Annotated in this window: 2 protein-coding genes; both read right to left on the reverse strand. The window is 77.4% G+C overall.

Annotation, left to right across the window (positions count from 1 at the left end; genetic code table 11):
- Positions 1-2,385 (reverse strand): FtsX-like permease family protein (locus tag AB0H87_RS38800; protein WP_360157843.1); only part of this gene is annotated, 2,385 nt, incomplete at its 3' end.
- Complete coding sequence (locus tag AB0H87_RS38805; protein WP_360157846.1) at positions 2,382-4,247, reverse strand: FtsX-like permease family protein; 1,866 nt, start codon at positions 4,245-4,247, stop codon at positions 2,382-2,384. The genes AB0H87_RS38805 and AB0H87_RS38800, both read right to left, overlap by 4 nt.
- Positions 4,248-4,266 lie beyond the last annotated feature (19 nt).

Raw genomic sequence — 4,266 nt, forward strand, 5'->3', positions numbered from 1 at the left:
GCGGGCCAGGTTCTCGTCGAGCGCGTTCATGAACTCGTCGGTGGTCAGCCACGGGGCGCCGCCGCTGAGCACCGGCACGTCGGTCGGGGTGCCGGCCGGCACGAGCACCGTCGGCCGGGGCTGGATGACCGCGCCCGGCACGACCACATGCACCCCGCCCTCCTCGGCCGTCAGCTTGGCGTCGTCGCTGCCCCGCCACCGCTCGGTGGTGAACGCCGGCACCAGGTCGGTGAACGGCGCCGCCCGGTCGGCACGGACGCCCAGCGAGAGGATCGTCAGGTCGGCCACGTCGCCGCCGGACGCCGCGTAGACCGCCTCGATCCCCGCGAGCCGGCAGCCCTCGGCGCAGGCCTGGGTGGCCAGCGTCCAGGTGTGCCGGCCCGGCGTGATCGGGGAGCTCGGTGCCCGCACCGGTGCGCCGCCGGCCAGCGGGCGCAGCAGCGCGGTGAGCCGCAGCTCGGTGCCCGTCGCGGTCGGTTGCGCGAAGTCGACGGTCAGCGCCAGCTCCACGCCCTTGACCACGATCGGTTCGTCGCCCGGCGGGCGCAGCGCGGCCGCGATGTCCGTCGGCGACCCGCCGTACTCCGGGCGCCAGACCGCGACGCCGGGCAGCGCGGCGGTGTCCGCGAACAGCACCTGCGGCCCGTCGACCGCCTCGCGCAGGCCGACCGCCATCGCGAACCGCCCGTCGGGGTCGACCGCCCGCACCGCGGAGCGCAGCGCACCGGAGTCGACCGGTGCGACCTGGATCGTCCGGTCCGCGCCCGTCTCGACGGCGGCGCGGTCGGCCCGGGCCCGGTCGGCGACGTCGACGGCCGTGGTGGCGAAGCCGAGCACCGCCACCGCGACCGCGAGCAGCACGAACAGCCGCTGGCTGCCGGGCCGGCGGGCGACCTGGAGCGCGCCGAGGGCCAGCCCGAGCCGGCCACGGTGGACGGCCCGGCGGCCGAGCCGGGCCGCCAGCGGGACGAGCAGCCGGCCGGCGAGCACGGCGACCGCCAGCCCGATCAGCCCGGGCACCAGCAGCCCGAGGCCGAGCAACTGGCCGTCGAACGCGCGCAGCTGCACGGCGGCGACGACGGCGAGCACGACCGCGCCCGCGTCGATCGCGGCGGTCCGCCAGGCAGCACCGCGCGGAGGCACCCGGCGCAGCAGGTCGACGACCGGGCTGGCCAGGTCGCGGCGCAGCGCGAGCAGGCCGACCAGCACGGCGCCCGCGACCGCGACCAGGGCGGCGACCAGCGCGCCAGGCGCCGGCGACAGGTCGAAGACCGGGATCGGGCCGAACCGCGCGTCGGCGACGGCCCGGGTGGCCAGCGTGCCGGCCAGGTAGCCGAGCGGCGCACCGACCGCGATCGCGATCACGCTCTCCCCCGCGGCCAGCCAGAACCGGCCGATCCGGGGCGCGCCGCGCAGCGCGATCAGGGCCTGCTCGTGCCGGCGGGCAGCGGTGGCACCGGCCACGGCGACGAAGATGACCAGCCAGCACAGGCCGATCAGCGGGAGGCCGGCGAGCGGCACGAGCTGGCGGGTCAGCGCGTCCGAGGCGCGTACGCGATCGAAGAGCTTGGGCAGCTCGTCGGTGAGCGCCGCGAACCGGGCGGTCTCGTCGTCGCTGCCCAGGTCCTCGCTCAGCTCGTCGAGGGCCGCGGACAGCGCCGGCAGGTGGTCGGCGTCGAACGCGCCGGGGCCGGGGATCGCCTCGATGCTGCGGTTGTCGGACTCGTGCTCGAGCGCGTCGACCGACGGCCGCGCCGTGAAGACGGGCTCCGCGGTGGTGTCCGGCGCGGTGGGCGCGAAGTAGCCGGACCGGCCCCAGTACGGCTCCGTCCGGTCGACGGGCCGGTAGATGCCGACGATCGTGGTCGGCGCCGGCCGGCCGGCGACCACCCAGGACCGGCTGACCTCGTCGTAACGGGCCCAGGCGAGTGACACCGACTGACCGGGTGCCACACCGAGCCGCCGGGCGGTGGCCTCGCCGACCACCACCTCGCCGGCCGCCATCAGGCACCGGCCCGTGACGATCCGGACGTGCTCGCAGACCCGGTCGCGGTAGGTGAACCAGGAGATCTCGCCGGCCGTGGGTTCGAGGCCGAGCACCGGCAGCACCGCGCTCACCACGGTGCTGAACCGCGGCAGGTTGGCCAGGTTGTCGGCGAGCGAGTCGAACCGGTCCCGCTGCGTGCTGTCGATCGGCGCCTGCACGGCGACGGTGCGCTCGGCCGGCGGGGTGTTCGCCACCTCGGCGACCACGGCGGCCCGGTCGACCGCGTCCGTGTAGACCGGGCCGGCCACCGCCGCCGCCGTGGCCAACGCGCTGAGCAGCAGGATCAGCGCCGCCTGCACCCGGCGGGCGGTCAGCATGAGGGTCACCAGGGCGATCACGCGGACTCCTCGCCCCGGACGGCCCGGACCAGCAGCGTGGCGGCGGCCGCGCCGGCCGCGCCGACGACCAGCAGCCCGCCCAGCAGCGCCATCACGAGCGGCAGGAACTGTGGACCGACGGCGACCGGCAGGACGTCCCAGCCGTCGACGAACAGCGGGATCGGCCGGCGGGTCACGGCCTGCGCGAGCGCGCTCGCGCCGAGCCCGAGCAGCACGGCGGCGACGGCGAGCCCGCCGTAGCCGCCCCAGGCGACCCGGCGGACCACCCGCGGCGGCAGTCCCTGCGCCCGCAGGGCGGCCAGCTCGGCGGCCCGCTCCGGGCGCTCGACCGCGGCCACCACGATGAACGCGCCGGCCGTCAGCAGCAGCCCGGCGAGCGCGGCGACGAGCTGGAAGCGGAGCGCGGCCGGCGGCGCCTCCCGGTCGAGCCGGTCGGTCACGCTCGCGGCCGTCTCGTCGGCGATCACCGTCAGCCCGCCGGCCCGCAGCTTGTCGACGATGCCGGCCGGCGCTCCGGGCGCCAGCCACACCTGCGGGGTGTCGACGGTGCCCGGGTTCTCCGCGATCCGGTCGGCGTACTCGAGGTCCATCAGGTAGCCGAACCGGGACGTCGTCGGCAGGTTACGGACCGCGCCGACCGTGTGGACCGGCACCTCGTCGCCGCCGAACACGGCCAGCCGCGGATCGCCCGCGGACGGCATCGAGGCGTTGCTCGTGGTCACCACCGGCAGTGGGCTCGGCGCGTCGACCACATACACCCGGGTGCTCTGGTCGTCTTCGCGGGCCGCGCGGACCGCGGTGATCGTGAGCGCGCCGCCGGTGGCGGTGAGGTTTGGCCCGACCGTGGTCCGCCCGACGCCGGCCCGCCAGCGGGTCACGTCGCTGAGCACCGCGGGCGTCAGGACCGGACCCGCGCCGCCGCGCAGCCCGAAGACCGTCACGGTGGAGCCGGGATCGGGCACGACCGAGCGGCCGGCGAAGTTCCGGGTCACCGGCTCGATGCCGAGGACCCGGCAGCCGCTGCCGCAGCCGCTCAGCGGAGCGCGGTAGACGGCCCGCGCGTCACGCAGCGGCCCGAACCGCACGGTGACCTGGTCACCGGCCTCGGTCGCCAGGTGCACGAGGACGAACATCGGGTCGGCCGCCTTCGCCGGCGGTGGCGGGGCCGCACCGCCCGCCGCGCCGCCGGGTTGCTCGTCGGGCGTCAGCGGGGCCAGTGGGGCGGGCAGCACCTTCGTGGCCACGTCGAGCGCCAGCTCACCGTCCGTAGTGGACAGTGGCGCGGGCGCCGGCGGGTGGAGCAGGTCGGCCGGCGGGAGGTCGCCGTACACCGACTGCCAGTCGGCGACCGCCGCGAACCGGGCGGAGTCCACCGCCAGCAGCACGGTCGCCGGCCCGTCGTTGCTGCGCACCACCGCCATCGCCTGCGTGCCGCCCGGGTCGGCGGCGCGCACCGCCGCGACGAGCTGCGCTCGGCTGCGGGCCTGCACGGTGAGCACGCGGTCGGCGCCCAGCTCGTGGCGGGCCCGCTCGGCGCGGCTGTCGTCGGCCGCGGTCCAGCCGCCGACCGCCGTGCCGAGCAGCGCGACGGCGATCACCAGCAGCGCGAACACCCGGTGGGTGCCCGGCCGGCGGGCGAGTTGGGTGGCGCCGAGCGCGGCCGGCACCCGGCCCGACCGCAGCGCGCGGCGGCCGACCCGGCCGGCCAACGGGGTCAGCAGGCGGGCGGCGGCCAGGGCGACCAGCACCGCGATCAGCGCCGGCGCGAGCAGCGCGAGCCCACTGGTCTCGTCGTCCTCGGCCGCGGTCGCGTAGCTCTGGTAGAGGCCGGCGGCGGCCACCAGCAAGCCCTGACTGGCCACGTTCTACATGGCGGTCTTG

Source organism: Asanoa sp. NPDC050611, from assembly GCF_040654855.1.
In the GTDB taxonomy this organism is placed as follows: domain Bacteria; phylum Actinomycetota; class Actinomycetes; order Mycobacteriales; family Micromonosporaceae; genus Asanoa.